Source organism: Methylophilus glucosoxydans, assembly GCF_042676145.1.
GTDB classification, from domain to species: Bacteria; Pseudomonadota; Gammaproteobacteria; order Burkholderiales; family Methylophilaceae; genus Methylophilus; species Methylophilus glucosoxydans.
On record NZ_JBHTJW010000003.1, the window covers coordinates 187096 to 202551 of the forward strand.

11 protein-coding genes and 1 riboswitch are annotated in these 15456 nt (G+C 55.8%); of the genes, 1 reads left to right on the plus strand and 10 read right to left on the minus strand.

From position 1 onward, the window contains the following. Nucleotides 1-72: 72 nt before the first annotated feature. Nucleotides 73-981 carry a LysR family transcriptional regulator gene (locus ACFQ1T_RS12680; RefSeq protein ID WP_313983644.1) on the minus strand — a complete coding sequence of 303 codons (909 nt, stop codon included), beginning with the start codon at nucleotides 979-981 and terminating at the stop codon, nucleotides 73-75. Between the two features lie 295 nt (nucleotides 982-1276). Beyond that, a riboswitch (Fluoride riboswitch) is annotated at nucleotides 1277-1361 on the minus strand. A gap of 194 nt (nucleotides 1362-1555) precedes the next feature. Between ACFQ1T_RS12680 and ACFQ1T_RS12685 the strand changes: the two genes are divergently transcribed. Further along, nucleotides 1556-1801 carry a hypothetical protein gene (locus ACFQ1T_RS12685; protein WP_194747237.1) on the plus strand — a complete coding sequence of 82 codons (246 nt, stop codon included), beginning with the start codon at nucleotides 1556-1558 and terminating at the stop codon, nucleotides 1799-1801. Between the two features lie 122 nt (nucleotides 1802-1923). Here the strand turns inward: ACFQ1T_RS12685 and ACFQ1T_RS12690 are convergent, their stop codons facing one another. The 9 genes from ACFQ1T_RS12690 to cobA form a co-directional block, all read right to left on the minus strand. Next, complete coding sequence (locus ACFQ1T_RS12690; protein WP_379077337.1) at nucleotides 1924-2574, minus strand: type IV pili methyl-accepting chemotaxis transducer N-terminal domain-containing protein; 651 nt, start codon at nucleotides 2572-2574, stop codon at nucleotides 1924-1926. Between the two features lie 34 nt (nucleotides 2575-2608). Beyond that, nucleotides 2609-2971: a nitrite reductase small subunit NirD gene (nirD, locus tag ACFQ1T_RS12695; protein ID WP_379077340.1), complete on the minus strand. Its 363-nt coding sequence runs from the start codon at nucleotides 2969-2971 to the stop codon at nucleotides 2609-2611. A 15-nt stretch (nucleotides 2972-2986) separates the two neighbouring features. Next, nucleotides 2987-5563 (minus strand): nitrite reductase large subunit NirB, encoded by a 2577-nt coding sequence (nirB, locus tag ACFQ1T_RS12700; RefSeq protein WP_379077342.1) that lies wholly within the window; start codon nucleotides 5561-5563, stop codon nucleotides 2987-2989. A 485-nt stretch (nucleotides 5564-6048) separates the two neighbouring features. After that, nucleotides 6049-8817: a nitrate reductase gene (locus tag ACFQ1T_RS12705; RefSeq protein WP_379077345.1), complete on the minus strand. Its 2769-nt coding sequence runs from the start codon at nucleotides 8815-8817 to the stop codon at nucleotides 6049-6051. A gap of 27 nt (nucleotides 8818-8844) precedes the next feature. Next, the gene (gene nirD, locus ACFQ1T_RS12710; protein WP_194747233.1) at nucleotides 8845-9156 is read right to left on the minus strand and encodes a nitrite reductase small subunit NirD; all 312 of its coding nucleotides are present in this window, start codon (nucleotides 9154-9156) and stop codon (nucleotides 8845-8847) included. 29 nt (nucleotides 9157-9185) lie between these two features. Then, the gene (locus ACFQ1T_RS12715) at nucleotides 9186-10874 is read right to left on the minus strand and encodes a protein kinase domain-containing protein (protein WP_379077348.1); all 1689 of its coding nucleotides are present in this window, start codon (nucleotides 10872-10874) and stop codon (nucleotides 9186-9188) included. 54 nt (nucleotides 10875-10928) lie between these two features. After that, nucleotides 10929-12140 carry a nitrate/nitrite transporter gene (locus tag ACFQ1T_RS12720; RefSeq protein WP_194747231.1) on the minus strand — a complete coding sequence of 404 codons (1212 nt, stop codon included), beginning with the start codon at nucleotides 12138-12140 and terminating at the stop codon, nucleotides 10929-10931. A gap of 66 nt (nucleotides 12141-12206) precedes the next feature. Continuing rightward, a complete protein-coding gene (gene nirB / locus ACFQ1T_RS12725) occupies nucleotides 12207-14633 on the minus strand; it encodes a nitrite reductase large subunit NirB (protein ID WP_379077351.1) in 2427 nt (808 codons plus the stop codon). 20 nt (nucleotides 14634-14653) lie between these two features. After that, complete coding sequence (gene cobA / locus ACFQ1T_RS12730) at nucleotides 14654-15436, minus strand: uroporphyrinogen-III C-methyltransferase (RefSeq protein WP_379077354.1); 783 nt, start codon at nucleotides 15434-15436, stop codon at nucleotides 14654-14656. Nucleotides 15437-15456: the final 20 nt, after the last annotated feature.

Here is a 15456-nt window from a genome sequence, read left to right on the forward strand (position 1 = left end):
CGATAGCGGCCTTAAGGCCGGATGAGGCGGTTGCATGCCAATATCCGTCAATGGCAATGGCTGGATGACGGGTTAAAACAGCGTGTTCTCGGCGGACATCGTGGTTTGCAAATAGGTACAGATCGCTTGCAATAGGGTCGGATTCGCATGATGTTTATGCCAGTAAACGCCAATCGAGCGACCAATCGCCGGTAAGGCAAAGGGGATATAGTGCACATCATGATCCTCATGGTTGATGGCTGTGCCAGGAATCACGGCCAGCCCCAAACCATGTTTGACCATCATCCTGAGCGCTTCAAAGCTCACCGCCTTGAAATCATCATCTTTGTCCAAATGCTGCCGGGCAAAATTGGCATCAAAATGCTCCAGAATTTGCCGGTAATGCGACTGATCCTCCACCAGAAACAGCAGGGCTTGCTGGTTTAAATCACTGAGTTGCAGGCTTTTGCATGAGGCATAGGCATGATGGCTGGGCACGACTACGTACAACGGGTCATCCAGCAGTTTGATGCCCGTCAGACTGGCATGCGTGACCGGCAATGGCAGCAAGGCAAAATCAATTTCCTGATTCACCAATAAATCGATGAGCACATCCACATCTTCTTCCACATGTTGCACTTTAAATGGCTTGAACTGCTGTTTTAGATGGAAGATGTATTGCAGTGGCAGGGCATGCCCAAGAGACGGAAAACTGCCAAAGGTGAGCTTGGCAGAGGCATGCTGCCTGGCTTCACGAGCAATGTGAACAATCTGGTTTGCATGCTCGATCACCTGCGTGGCCGCCTCAATAATCTTTTCTCCCACAGGGGTGACGCGCACAAAATGCGTGCCTCTTTCAAAGATCTCCACCTCCAGATAGTTTTCCAGCTTTCTGATCTGATTGCTCAAAGTGGGCTGCGTGGTTGCACAATGTTCAGCCGCCTTGCTAAAGTTTTTATATTCAGAGACGGCTAATAAATACTTCAAATCACGTAAGTTCATGGCTTATCGGTCCTTGGCTGAGTGTGGGGTCAGAGGCGCTGGCAGGCAATCTTTTCCACATTGGTCAAAACGAATGGTGGGGCATGCATCTCATCATTCCGGTGGCGGCGCAGGGTCAGGCCCCGGCTTGGGCAAGACAGGCGGATAGGGTTGCGGCGGACAGGAAATCCGAACCGAATGTTGACGTAACAAGGTCTGTGGTGTGTGAACTGGTGTCAATTTCAAGAGACTTGTCCCAAGCTTGGTTTCAATATCAGGACAAGGCGTATGGTCGTGTCTACACCCCCCGTCCCGGGTTCGTGTAGACATCATCAGCACTGGGCGGTTGAGGAAGTATTTACTCGCGACTCCCAAGGAGGAATGTCATCTCCTATGGGGTTTGATATTAGATGGGCATCAATCTATCGTCAAGGGAATCTCCTCCCTATTTAAGCCTTTGTAAGCTCGCCGTAAGACGCCAAAGGTTCCATTGTTTGTTTGAATAAATCCATTCAAACAAACAATTTCATTTCCTCCCAGACTCCGCGTAAATTTCACCTCACAACGTACTGTTGTTTATCACTAGGAGTCAAAAATGAAACTGTTATCTACCCTTGTTCTGTTGTCTTTTTCAGTCGCTGGTTTTGCGGCCGACAACTCAAACGCCACAGATTTGAACGCGGTTGAAACGATGCTGCATACCAAGTTTGAATCGAGCCAGGCCAGCGCACAAAGTGCGTCTGATGATAGCCTCAGCCAGAATCCCTTTATCGAGCAAGTGATGGAAAATAATGTGCAGTCACAGCATCAAGTGGCTGCTGCCCATGAACACCACGGCTAACCCATGGGGAATGATTGCGTCATCCCCGCATAATGCGCGACGACAGTGACTGGCACTGCCGTTCGCCCGCAAACAAATCACCATCCTCCATCAGCGCTGATGGTGATGGTGTTTTTATGGCGTTAATCACTCACCAGCGCTTTAGCCACCAGTTGTTCAATTTCATTGGTGATGTCGGTCATGACGCTGGCGACCACGGCAAACTCCTTGCCGGCGTCGCCAGACCGTGCGGCGATGACCTGCGCGTTAAATGAAACAATCTTGGCTTCTTTGGCGATCTTCTGGATGCTGCTCATCAGGTTTTCCTGCTTTTTGCGTCTGAGCAGTTCGCAGTGTTTGGATTCATTTTCGTACGTGACCGTAATCTGGTTGAGGACGGCCACGATCAAGCTGGCCTCTTCGCCCAGCAAGGGGATCATGGCTGCAGGCAGACCCTGATTACTTTCGCAGGCGCTAATCGCCTGTTGGCAATGTTGAATAAATTGCCGGATTTTGGCCTCGTTATCTTCCGGGCCAAACAATACTTTTTCCAGCGCGGCAAAATAAACACCGGGATACTCATGGTTGCCTTTGACCAGAAGTGTATGCGTCTGGCTAAACAAGGCCAGCGCTTCTTTAGCATGGGCCAGCGCTTCTGGGTGGTGCGTACTCATCATCAGGTTGAGCACGATCCGTTGCGACAACATGCGCTGGCGGCCAGAAAGGTTGATCAGCGCCACCATGCGGTCACTATTCAGGATGGTGTGCTGGCCGGGTTTGTCGGTCTTTTTCATGGCGTGCATCGGTCTGTCCTCTGAGTCACCCTGGTTATCGTTGCACCCATATCTTGCCATTCCTGACTTCGACCGGGTAAACATTCAGACACACGGTTGCGTCCTCAAGACAGAGGCCAGTGCGTAGCTGGTAGTGATGCTTGTAAATCGGCGAGGCGACTACAGGCTCGCCGCCCAAATCACCGACCAGGCCGCGGGATAGCACATTGGCCTCGCTATGCGGGTCGTGATTATCCAGCGCGTAGAGCTGGTCGTCTTTAAGGCGGAAAATGGCAATTTGTTGGCCTTCAATCAGGGCACAGACCCCCATATTCGGCCAGATATCCTCGAGTGCGCACACTGGGTGCCATGCGCCTGCCTCGGCAGGCTGGGCGTTTGTTGCTTGTAACTGATTCATAGACGGTTTCCTTGATTACTCTGTTGCTGCCAGGATGGGGATGACCTTGGCGGCAGGTGCGGTCTGCTGTTTTTCTGCGGGCGTGGCCGGGCGGATCTGGTTGCGCTCATTGACGAAGACAATATTGTCGTCACCTGCCACACTATTGACGAAGCTGCGGAAGCGCTTGCGCACTTCGGGGTCAGTAACGGCGGTTTTCCACTCGTCCTGATAGTTGTCTACCACGTGTTGCATTTGGGATTCCAGTTCAGCGCCCAGCCCTAACGAATCCTCAATCACGACTTGCTTGAGGTAATCCAGGCCGCCTTCGAGGTTATCACGCCAGGTGCTGGTGCGTTGCAGGCGGTCAGCCGTGCGGATATAGAACATCAGGAAGCGGTCTATCATGCGGATGGCGTCTTCTTTGCTGAGGTCGCTTGCAAGCAGCTCGGCATGGCGTGGCTTCATGCCACCATTGCCGCACACATAGAGGTTCCAGCCATTTTCAGTCGCAATCAACCCCACATCCTTGCCTTGCGCTTCGGCGCATTCACGCGTGCAGCCCGAGACACCAAACTTGATCTTGTGCGGGGCACGCAGGCCTTTGTAACGGTTTTCCAGCTGTACGGCCAGGCCGACACTGTCATCCACGCCATAGCGGCACCAGGTGGAGCCGACGCAGCTTTTGACCGTACGTAGCGATTTGCCGTAGGCATGGCCAGATTCAAAGCCAGCAGCAATCAACTCTTCCCAGATATTGGGTAATTGCTCCACGCGGGCGCCAAACATGTCCACGCGCGCTCCACCGGTGACCTTGGTGTACAAGCCATATTTTTTTGCGATCTGGCCGATGGCGATCAGGCCGTCCGGGGTGACTTCGCCGCCCGGCATGCGTGGTACCACTGAGTAGCTGCCGTCTTTCTGGATGTTACCCAAGAAGTAGTCATTCGAATCCTGCAAGGACGCCAGGTCTTTTTTCAGGATAAATTCGTTCCAGCATGAGGCCAGAATGCTAGCGGCGGTCGGTTTGCAAATGTCGCAGCCCAAGCCCTGGCCGTGTTTATGCAGTAACTGGTCAAAGGTTTTGATCTGGCCCACACGCACCAGGTGGTAAAGCTCCTGGCGCGAATACGGGAAGTGTTCGCACAGGTGATTGTTGACGGTCATGCCCAGCTTGACCATCTGCGCTTTCATCACCTGCGTCACCAACGGCACGCAGCCGCCACAAGCGGTACCGGCTTTGGTGCAAGACTTGATGGCGCCTATGCTGCAATTGCCAGCCGCCACGGCTTCACCAATTGCGCCCTTACTGACGTTATTGCAAGAACACAGCACCGCGGTATCTGGCAGGGCATCCACGCCGAGGCCAGGTTTTTCCTTGCCATCACTGGCTGGCAGAATCAGGAATTCAGGATTTTCCGGCAGCGGCATTTCGTTGACGGTCATCTGTTGCAGCGTGCCGTATTCATCGGCATTGCCAATCAGCACCGCACCCAGCAGCTTTTTGCCATCTTCGCTGACGACGATTTTTTTGTAGATATTGCGCACTTCATCGGTGTACTGGTAGCTGCGGCAGCCATGGCTTTTGCCATGGGCATCGCCGACGCTGGCGACATCCACGCCCATCAGTTTGAGCTTGGTGCTCATGTCTGCGCCCTGGAAAGTGGTCGATGTTTCACCCAGCAGGTGTGCGCAGGCAGTGCGGGCCATGTCATAGCCAGGCGCGACCAGGCCGAACATCTCGTCGTTCCAGCTGGCGCATTCGCCGATGGCGTAAATATTGTGGTCACTGGAGCGGGAAAAGTCATCAATGGCGATACCGCCACGCGCGCCGATGGCCAGGCCGGATTCACGTGCCAGTTCATCGCGTGGGCGGATACCGGCAGAGAACACGATCATGTCGGTTTCCAGCCAGGTGTCATCAAAAAACACCATACGGTGGCGCGCAGTCGCTCCATCGACAATCGCCGTGGTATTGCGGCTGGTGTGCACGTGTACACCCAGCTCCTCAATTTTGCTGCGCAGCACTTTGCCGCCCGCTTCGTCTACTTGCACCGCCATCAAACGGGGCGCAAATTCAACCACATGGGTTTCCAGGCCCATGTCTTTCAATGCCTTGGCACATTCCAGGCCCAGCAGGCCACCGCCAACGACGACACCGCTCTTGGCGGTTTTGCCTGCTGCCGTCATGGCTTCGAGATCTTCAATGGTGCGGTAGACAAAACAGTTTTCACGGTCACGCCCGGCGACAGAAGGGACAAATGGATAAGAGCCGGTTGCCAGTACCAGCTTATCGTAGGCCAAGATCGTGTCGTCTGTCAGTGTCACGGTATGCTGGTGGCGGTCTATATGGCTGACGCGGGCATTGAGGCGCAACGTCAGGCCCGGCCGGTCATAAAATCCAGGCTCGACCAGCGACAGGTCTTCCGCCGTGCTGCCCGAGAAAAAACTGGAGAGGTGCACGCGGTCATAAGCCGGGCGTGGTTCTTCGCCCAGCACGGTGACTTGCAGGTTGGCGGCGGCCAGGTCAGGGTGGCGTTTCACCAGTTCTTGCACAAAGTAATGTCCCACCATGCCGTTGCCGACGACGAGGATGCGTGTGTGTTGATTCATCTTGTATTCCTAATCAGATGCAAGCAGGCAGTGTCACGATGTTTTTCATGTCAGTTGCGAGCATTGCGTTATCAAACTCAAAGCCTAAAAACAAAAACGGCGTCCATAGCCTATGCCGCGATTGCACATTGCAATACTGCGAAACAAGCTATGGACGCCGTTGTCCAGTATGAGATTTGCCGACGATGGAAAATCTCTGATTTAAAAATGGCATGACAAAACGCCACTTTGTGATAAAAAAAAAGCAATTGGCATGCCAACCGCCAGGATGGGGGCGCAGATGAATCGGGATTTATGCTAAGTCATTGTTCCTGATGTGTTTTATCTGCGATATTGCGCGTATGTTTGAGCTTGCGGGCACCGCGCGATCCATCTGCCATTGGTCTGGTGCACGCTAATGAGGCATGTGCACAGGATTGCACCATCCTTGGCGCAATCCTGTGCCGACAGGCGATCAAATGCATTCAGGTGCGCGCGTGATGTCCTTATCCCGCATGGGTTTTGCCATGCAGTTTGACCAGCCGCTTGAGTTCCGGCACGCAGGAGCCGCAACTGGTGCCACATTTTAGCTTGGCTTGCAGCGTCGGTAAATCTGCTCCCTGCTGGCAGGTTTCGATAATCTCGTTTTCTGAGACATCCAGGCAGTTACAGACGATCTTGCCGCGTGATTTTTGTCCAGTGGGGGGCGCCGCTAGCGGCGCCAGTGCCCATTTGCGCAATTCGTCGGTGAACTGGCCTTCGAGCATGACTTGCTTGAGCCAGTCTGCGGCCAGCATTTCACCAATCAGGCGCACCGCGCTGACCTGGCCTTGCTCGACCAGAATGCGTTTACTGATGCCGCGTTTGACATCATCCAGCCGTAGCATGGGCGCATCTTCGACCATGCCAAGCAACTGATCCAGCCGGGCGATCAGCTGGCTATCCGGGGCAGCGTGGTGCGACGCGCGCAGAATCAGCATGCCGTTGCCACGGCCATACAGTCCCACGGTGGCGTAATCAAAGGCCACCAATAGCGTGCGGATGTTGGCGAGCAAGTGCAGGTCGTTGCAGCTGCGCATCACCGTCATTTGCCAGGGCAAGCTCAACTTTTCGATCTTGACCGCCGTGTGCTTGAGTTCCGGTTGCTTGGAGGTTTTATCAAAAGCCGGTGGCATCAACACATTCACGCCCAAGCCGTGCATAAACTGGCTGCCCCAGTGCATGGGGATAAACAGCTCGGCCGGTTTGACTTCGTCTGATTGCTGCACCTTGATGATTAACTCACCGCGCTTGTTACTCAGTTTAACAATGTCGCCCTCACTGATCTGGCGTCGTTGCATGTCATCGGCATGCATGGAGACCACTGGCTCTTCGACATGGTTATAGAGCTGCGCCAGCGTGCCGGTGCGGCTCATGCCATGCCATTGGTCGCGCAGGCGGCCGGTCAGCAGGCGGAAGGGATGGCGCGCGTCCGGCTTGTCGGCGGTCGGCTTGTACACCGCGCTGACAAAATGCGCCTTACCGCCCGGTTTCTGGAACACGCCATCGGTGTACAAGCGGGCTTCGCCCTGGCTGGCGCCCGATTTAAACGGCCATTGTTGTGGCCCGCGGGTTTCCAGAATCTGGTAACTCAAGCCTGTGATATCAAGGTCGCGGCCACGCGTGCTTTCACGGTGCTCGTTAAAAATGGTTTCGGTATTCGGGTAGTTAAACAGGGTGTCTGGTTTACCCAGTTTTTGTGCCAAACGGTGGGCAAAGTCGACCACTGCCTCCCAGTCATGACGGGCTTCACCCGGCTTGGGGGCGGCTGGCTGCACGCGCGTGATGCGGCGCTCCGAATTGGTGACCGTGCCTTCTTTTTCGCCCCAGGTCGAGGCAGGCAGAAATACATCCGCATAGACATTGCTGTCGGTATTGTTAAACGCATCTTGCAACACGACCAGCTCAGCCTGTTGCAGGGAGGCCAACACATTGTTGAGGTCTGGCATCGAGTGTGCGGGGTTGGTGCAGGCAATCCAGATCGCCTTGATTTCGCCATTCTTTACGGCTTCAAACATTTCTACTGCGGTTTTGCCCGGGGTGGCCGGGACGTCGGGCACACCCCACAAGCGCGCGACTTCAGCACGGTGTTCGGCATTGGCGAGGTCGCGGTGGCCCGACAGCAGGTTGGCCATACCGCCGACTTCGCGGCCGCCCATGGCGTTGGGTTGACCGGTCAGCGAGAACGGGCCTGCGCCGGGCTTGCCGATCTGGCCGGTGGCCAGGTGCAGGTTGATCAGCGCAGCATTTTTTTCGGTGCCATGGATGGACTGGTTCAGTCCCATGCAATACATGGACAAGGTCGGGCCCGCACCAAACCACTTGGCGGCCTGAATGATATCGGCCTCAGGCACGCCACAAATATCGGCTACCATCTTGGGCGTGTATTCGCGCACGGTTTCCTTGAGCGCTTCAAAGCCTTCGGTGTGGTTGCGGATATAGGCCATATCGAGCAGGCCTTCCCACAGCATCACATGCAACAGGCCGTTAAACAGCGCCACGTCGGTGCCGGGCAAGATCGCCAGGTGCAAGTCTGCCAGTTGTGCGGTATCGGTGCGACGCGGGTCTACCACCACCATTTTCATGTCTGGATTCTTCGCCTTGGCATCTTCAATGCGGCGGAACACAATCGGGTGGGCAAAGGCGGTATTGGAGCCGGCAATGAACAGGCATTGCGTATGGTCGATATCCTCATAACAGGCCGGTGGTGCATCGGCGCCCAGCGTTGCCTTGTAACCGGCGACGGCAGAACTCATGCACAGGCGCGAGTTGGTATCGACGTTGTTGGTGCCAATCAGTCCTTTGGCCAGCTTGTTAAATACATAATAATCTTCGGTGAGCAACTGTCCAGAGATGTAAAAAGCCACCGCATCCGGGCCATGGGTGTTGATAATCTCGGCAAAGCGCTCAACCACATGATCGAGCGCGGTATCCCAGCTGACGCGCGTACGCGGCAGGTCACGCGACAGGCGTAGCTCCGGGTAGAGGGCGCGTGCGTCCAGTTTGGCGGTCAGGTGCAGGGTCGAACCCTTGGTGCACAGGCGGCCAAAGTTAGCCGGATGCTCGGGGTCACCTTTGACATCGACAATCTGCTGACCCTCGGTGGTAATGATGACGCCACAGCCGACACCGCAATAGCAGCAGGTGCTGCGGGTTTCACGTCGTTGCGGATGGAAGGAGACCGGTACTGCGGTGAGCAGATCGTTTGCAGTCTGGAGTTGTTGCTGTTGCGACATAAGAGAGCTGTCCGTGTTGCCTGAAAATTACGGGTTTAATTGCAGATAGACCATGCCATCTTCGACCTTGACTGCATAGCAGGCAGTCTGGCCGACATCGGGCGCTTCGGCCTGGCCATCGACCAGGCTGATTTTCCAGCTATGCAATGGGCAGGCGACTTTGTCGCCATAGACCAGGCCTTGCGACAGCGGGCCACCTTTGTGCGGGCAACGGTTGTTGAGCGCAAACACGCGGTCATCTTCAGTGCGGAACACACCAATGTCGGTCTCGCCATGACGCACCACACGTGCACCCAGGGCTGGGATGTCGTTTAGCGGGCAAATTTTAGTCCAACGCATTTTTTCCTCTTTTCCAATTTGTTACTGGCTTATGAGACCATTAACAAATAAATCAATAACACATTCACGCACAATGAAATGATGGCCAGCCACTGCCATTTGACCAGCCGCGCGCGGGCAATCAGCGGCGTGCGCGGGATGACAATGGGTCTGAGTTCGCCATGCTCCAGCGCCAGCAGCATTTCTTCGGCGGTTTCAAAGCGGTGTTCCGGTTTGCGGGCAATCGCTTTTAGAATCAGGTTTTCCAGCCAGGCCGGAATCTCGGGGCGGTAGCGGCTGGGGCGCACCGGTTCACCAAAGCGTGGCGACTGGAACGGCTCAATTTCACCATAGGGATACTTGCGTGTCAGCAGGTGATACAGCGTGACACCTGCGGCATAAATATCCGCCTGGCGGTCGGCCAGTTTGCCGTCAAACAATTCCGGCGCCATATAGCTGGGCGTGCCGGGATTTTCCATCTGCTCGGGCATGGGCAGCGTGGTGTTAAGCGCGACGCCAAGATCGAGGATGCGCAACCGTGTATCGCTACCCAGGTGAATATTGGCCGGTTTGATATCGCGGTGCACAATATTGAGCCGGTGCAGCATGCTCAAGCCACGCAACAGATCCTGGCCGATATTGGCCACGCCATTGATGGTGAAGTGATGGCCGGCATCCAGCCGTTGCTGCAAGGTGGCCCCTTCATGCCAGGTCATCACATAATATAAATGCGTGCGCTGTTCGCGCGTGAGCGGCAAAATTTGCGGCACACATTGCGACACCACGCGCTTGCCCAGCCACTCTTCATTAAGCAGGGCTTCGCAACTGGCCTTATCCTCAGCGCGGGCGGGTTGCAGGGTTTTCAGCACAAATAATTGCCCGGCGGCATTTTTTACCTGATATAACAAGCTGATGCGTGCATCATGTAACACGCGGGTGACGGTAAAGCCATCCAGGGTGTCGCCCACCGCCAGCTTGGGCGGCACCGGCAGGCTCAAGGCATCGGCCAGCATGTCGGTCAGGTGGTCTTGTCCGAGCTGATCGATACGCACCACCACGGCAGAGGCATTATCCTGACCACCTTGTTCCAGCGCTTGCCGGGTCAGGTGTTCGGCCATCAACTGCGGTGTATGGTAAAGCATCAATATTTTGTGCAGCTCGGCCTCGCCCAGTGCGGCCCACACACCATCACTGATAATGGCATACACATCGCCGGTTTGCAGCAGGCCTTCGGCATAATCCACGCTCAACTGGTCATCGAGGCCGACTGCACGCTTGAGTACATGCCGCATATCTGGCCGGTCCCAGACATGGTCGGTGGTCAGACATTGCAGCGACTGCTCGCGCAGGCGATAGATGCGGGTGTCGCCGACATGCGCCAGCACATAGCGCTGACCGCGTAGCACCAGCATGGACAGCGTGGTCGCCATGCCGGCCATCTGGCTGTGTTTGCGTGCCTGCGACAGCACCCAGCGGTTAGCCGCCTGAACCACCTTGTCCAGCGCATGCTGGATGGTCCAGGTATCGGGCGTGGCGTAATAATCTGCCGACACCGTGCGTATCGTCATCTCGGCAGCTTCGGCCCCGCCAGCCCCCCCGCTGATGCCATCAGCCACCGCCAGCAGGGCGCCCTTGATCTCCAGCTGCGCATCGGCAGGCGTCACCAGGCCTACGTAGTCCTCGTTACGAGGCCGCGGTCCGGTGAGGCTGCTTTCGCCGACGCTGATCCGTAATTTCATGCAGGGGTCCGTGATGACGCTAACATTTCAATGCTGGGCGGTTGTCCGATGCCATTAAATTTTGGCGCTGGTGACTGTGGCTGCGCCCCAGGTGGTGCGCCAGCGGTTTTTTACGCGTGAGAGGCCGATCAGCGCCAGAATTGCCAAGCCGGCAAAAATGGTCAGGCCGACCTGATAACTGCCCGTCACTTGTTTAGAGTAGCCTAAACTGGACGCCAGGTAAAAGCCACCAACGCCCCCGGCCATGCCGACCAAGCCGGTCATGACGCCGATTTCCTTGCGGAAACGCTGGGGCACCAGCTGGAAGACCGCGCCGTTGCCCATACCAAGTGCTGCCATGGCGAGCACTACTACCAGCAAGCCTAGTGACTGGCTAGCCATGCCAAAACTTAGGATAAACAGGAATACCGCTGCCAGCACATACATGGTGCTCAGTGAACGGATACCGCCGATGCGGTCAGCCAACCAACCGCCAATGGGGCGCACCAGTGAGCCGGCAAAGACACAGGCTGCAGTGAAATAACCCGCGTGCACCGCATCCAGGCCATACTGGTCGTGGAAGTAAATAGTCAATGAAGACGCCATGCCCACAAAACCACCAAAGGTGACGCTGTAGAAAAACATAAACCACCAGGCATCTTTATCTTTGAGCACGGCCAGGTATTGCGACAGCGATTTTGGCGCAGGCGTATCCGGGGCGTCTTTGGCCATCGTGACATAGACCAGCAACGCCAGCACCAGTGGAATCAGTGCCAGGCCAAATACATTGTTCCAGCCAAAGGCCACGGCCAGGCCAGGGGCGAACAAGGCCGCCAGGGCCGTGCCTGAGTTGCCTGCCCCGGCAATGCCCAGCGCGGTGCCCTGGTGCTCTGGTGGATACCAGCGCGAAGCCAGTGGCAAGGCCACTGCAAATGCAGCACCGGCGAAGCCCAGAAACATGCCTAGCAACAGCGCTTGCTGATAGGTATGGATGCCATGCAGCCAGGCTGTCAGCAGCGCGCCAATCACAATCACCTGACCAATCAGGCCGGCTTTTTTCGGCTTGAGCTGATCCACCAGCACGCCCATGACTATCCGCAGCAGCGCGCCTGTGAGTACCGGGGTGGCGACCATCAGGCCTTTTTGTGCCGGATTCAATTGCAGGTCGGCGGCGATTTGCACCGCCAGCGGCCCCAACATGACCCAGACCATAAAGCTCAGGTCAAAATAAAAGAAGGCCGAAAACAGGGTGGGTTTATGGCCCACTTCCCAAAAACTTTTTTGCATCATCTATCTCCCGGGCGTGCAATCAGGAGAATGGCACGCCACTTTTCATTTAAACAGTATTTGTCGTTACACGGTAATTGTGTCGAACTCTTTGTGGGCATCACGTTGGTTGACGCGTTCTGCCCACGGGTCCACCGCGCCTTGCAGCGCATACAGCAGACGCTCATATGCCGCTTTGCGGCCTTCAGCATCTTCAAGAATGCGTTTTTTCACATAATCCAGCCCGACACGTTCTATCCAGTGCACGGTACGGTCCAGATAACGTGCTTCTTCACGGTAGAGCTGGATAAACGCGCCCGAGTATTCAATCACTTCCTCAGCGGTCTTCACCTTACACAGAAACTGCGCCACTTCGGTCTTGATGCCGCCGTTGCCGCCGACATAAATCTCCCAGCCGGAATCCACGCCGATCACGCCGACGTCCTTGATCCCGGATTCGGCACAGTTGCGCGGGCAGCCTGAGACCGCAAACTTCACCTTGTGCGGGGCCCACATATGGTCAAAGGCTTTTTCGATATCAATGCCCAGTTGGGTGGAGTTTTGGGTACCAAAACGGCAGAACTCCGAGCCAACACAGGTTTTGACCGTGCGGATCGATTTACCGTAAGCATAACCGGACGGCATATCGAGGTCCGCCCACATGCCGGTCAGGTCTTCTTTTTTCACGCCCAGCAAGTCGATGCGCTGACCGCCGGTGACTTTCACCATGGGGACCTTGTATTTGTCGGCGACATCGGCGATTTTGCGCAATTGCTCGGGCGAGGTGACACCGCCGTACATACGCGGCACCACAGAGTAAGTGCCGTCTTTCTGGATATTGGCATGCACGCGCTCATTGATAAAGCGTGACTGCGGATCATCCTTGGCTTCATGCGGCCAGGTGGAAATCAGGTAATAATTCAACGCCGGCCTGCAGGTGGCGCAGCCATTCGGCGTTTTCCAGCCCATGCCCTTCATGGCGGCCGGAATGCTCAGGTATTTGTGTTTGCGGATTTCGTCACGCACTTCTTCGTGGTTAAAGTCGGTGCAGCCACACACGGCTTTGCTGCTCGAAGGCGGCGCGTAACCGCCACCCAGCGTCGAGGCCAGAATCTGCTCAACCAGGCCGGTACAACTGCCACAACTGGAGCCAGCTTTGGTGTGTTTTTTGACGTCATCCAGTGTGAACAGGCCTTGTGCCTGGATCGCTTTGACAATGGTGCCTTTGCAGACGCCATTACAGCCACAGACTTCCATTTCGTCGGTCATGGCAGACACCTTGTCCTGACCCTGGTGGCCGGTATTGCCCAGACTATCCTGCCCGAACATTAAGTGATCCCGGATTTCGTGGATCGGCTTTTTGTCGCGCAGCAGCTGGAAATACCAGGCCCCATCCGTCGTATCGCCATACAGCACGGCACCGATGATGGTGTCATCTTTAATCACGAGTTTTTTGTATACCCCGCCGACCGCGTCGTGCAGCAAAATTTCTTCGGCATCGTCACTGCCCATAAAATCACCGGCAGAAAACAAATCAATGCCGGTCACCTTCAATTTTGTCGAAGTGACCGAGCCTTTGTATACACCAATGCCGAAGTTGGCCAAATGTGTGGCGCACACTTTGGCCATTTCAAATAAGGGGGCCACCAGGCCATAAGCAATGCCACGGTGGTTGACGCATTCGCCCACGGCATAAATGCGCGGGTCATAGGTCTGCATGGTGTCGCTCACCACAATGCCGCGGTTGCAATAAATGCCTGCCGATTCGGCCAGCGCATAGTTGGGGCGGATGCCCACCGCCATCACCACCAGGTCTGCAGGCACTTCCTGGCCATCTTTAAAGCGCACGGCGACCACGCGGCCGTCTTTTCCGATCAATTGCTCCGTGTCTTTTTGCAGCAAGAACTGCAGCCCGCGCGTTTCTAGGGATTTTTGCAGCATCTTGCCTGCGGTCTTGTCGAGCTGGCGTTCCAGCAGCCATTCGTTTTTGTGCACCACGGTCACGTCCATGCCTTGCACCTTGAGGCCATTGGCGGCCTCAAGGCCCAGCAAGCCGCCGCCAATGACCACTGCATGCTTGTAGATTTTGGCCGCAGCGATCATGTCGTTGGTGTCTTTGATATCGCGGTAGCCCAGCACACCCTGCAAGTCTGCACCTGCAATTGGCAAGATGAACGGCTTGGAGCCGGTTGCCAGCAACAGGCGGTCATATTCAACCGTGAGGCCGTTTTCGGCGGTCACGGTGCGGGCCTTGCGGTCTATCTTGTTGACACGGGCGCTGGTATGCAAGGTGATGTTGTGTTCGGCATACCATTCGCGGCTATTGAGAATAATGTCATCGATGGTCTGCTCGTTGGCCAGTACGGGCGACAACATGATGCGGTTATAGTTGGGATAAGGCTCATCGCCAAACACGGTAATGTCGTACATGTCCGGCGCAATCTTGAGCAGTTCTTCCACCGTCCGCATGCCAGCCATGCCGTTACCAACCACTACCAGTTTCTGTTTTATCATTGAATCACTCCTTTCAGCGCTTATGCTGCATCGCCGATGCTGAGCCAGTGTTGCAGGTTTTGTTGCCAATCTTGTTCCTGTTGGCTGTTTCTGGCTAATTTCACCACTTCGCCGACCACAATAATGGACGGACTTTTAAGACTTTGCTGATGGGCCAGGTAAGGCATGGCTTGCAGCGTTGAGGTCAGGCCACGCTGTTCGGTGCGTGTGCCGTTCTCCACCACCATGCAGGGCATGTCTGTGGGCATGCCTGCAGCAATCAGTTCACGGCAGATTTCAGCCAGATGCTGCATGCCCATGTAAATGACCAGCGTGGTATGACTGGCCACCAGCGCTTGCCAGGGCAGGGGGCCGCCATCTTTGGTATGGCCAGTGACCAGCGTCACGCCATGGTTGTAGGCGCGGTGGGTCACCGGTACCTCCATGCTGGCGCAACTGGCAAGGCCACTGGTCATGCCCGGAATAATTTCGTAGTCAATATTGGCGGCGCGCAGTGCCAGCATTTCTTCGCCACCACGGCCAAACACAAACGGGTCACCGCCTTTCAGGCGAGCCACGGTTTGGCCTTGTTCGGCCAGGGCGATCATCATGCGGTGAATAAAATGCTGTGGCGTAGACTTGCAACCGCCGCGCTTGCCCACCGGCACAATACGCGCCTGCGGGCAATGCTTGAGCAGTTCCGGGTTGACCAGGTCATCGACCAGCACCACCTCTGCCAGCTGCAAGGCCTTGACTGCCTTGAGCGTGATGAGCTCAGGGTCGCCAGGACCGGCACCGATTAAATACACTTTGCTTGCTGACATGAGGGGCTCCTTTGCTTACA